The sequence below is a fragment of the Caballeronia pedi genome (assembly GCF_001544915.2).
Classification (GTDB): Bacteria; Pseudomonadota; Gammaproteobacteria; order Burkholderiales; family Burkholderiaceae; genus Caballeronia; species Caballeronia pedi.
On the sequence record NZ_FCOE02000124.1, the window covers coordinates 1 to 964 of the forward strand.

General features: G+C 57.8%; 1 pseudogene. It reads left to right on the top strand.

Annotation, left to right across the window (positions count from 1 at the left end):
• Positions 1–964: pseudogene (locus AWB80_RS42805) on the top strand (IS30 family transposase); the annotation flags it as partial.

A 964-nucleotide genomic window follows, 5' to 3' on the forward strand; every position in this document is an offset into this window, starting at 1 on the left:
AATCGCAATCATTCGTCGGTAGAAGGAATTCTGGCGCAAACTGGAGGAATCCAGTCTGCGCCGCGGCGACGATCGAGGCTCGCGCTCACTCTCGCTGAGCGCGAGGAGATCTCGAGAGGCCTGGCCGCGGGAGACTCGATCCAGTCAATCGCACGGCGACTATCGCGATCGCCGTCAACGATCTGTCGGGAGCTCAAGCGCAACAGTGGAGAGAAAGGCTATCGGGCCAGCCACGCGGACGAGCTTACGTGGGAACGGGGCGCACCGACCCAAGGTCTGCAAACTGGTCAGGCATCGGGTTCTGGCACAGATCGTTGCCCACAAGCTCCAGTTGCAGTGGTCACCTCAGCAGATTGCTGGATGGCTTAAACGCGCCTGGCCGCGCGACGAGGATTATCACGTGTCACACGAGACCATCTACCGTAGTCTGTTTATTCAGGCACGGGGTGCCCTGAAGAAAGAACTGCTGGAACACTTACGGCGCACCCGAGCTATGCGTCGATCGCGACATCACACCCAGAAAACGGAGGACCACGGCAGGATCCGCGATGCGATATCAATCAGCGAACGGCCTGCCGCAGTGGAAGACCGTGCGGTGCCTGGTCACTGGGAGGGGGATCTGTTGTGTGGCAGCAGCGGCAGCTAGATTGCAAAGCTTGTAGAGCGGCAGACGCGTTATGTGATGCTTAGTGAGGATCACCAGCAAAGACAGTGAGACGCTCGTCAAAGCGCTGATCAAACATGCCAGCAAGCTGCCGCACGAACTCTATAAATCGCTCACCTGGGACCGCGGCACGGAGATGGCGGGCCACAAACGATTCACCATCGCCACTGACATTGCCGTGTACTTCTGTGATCCGAAACACCCTTGGCAACGCGGTTCGAATGAAAATACCAATGGTCTTCTGAGGCAGTACTTCCCGAAAGGGATCGATCTGTCGGTCTACTCTCAGGCCAAACTCAA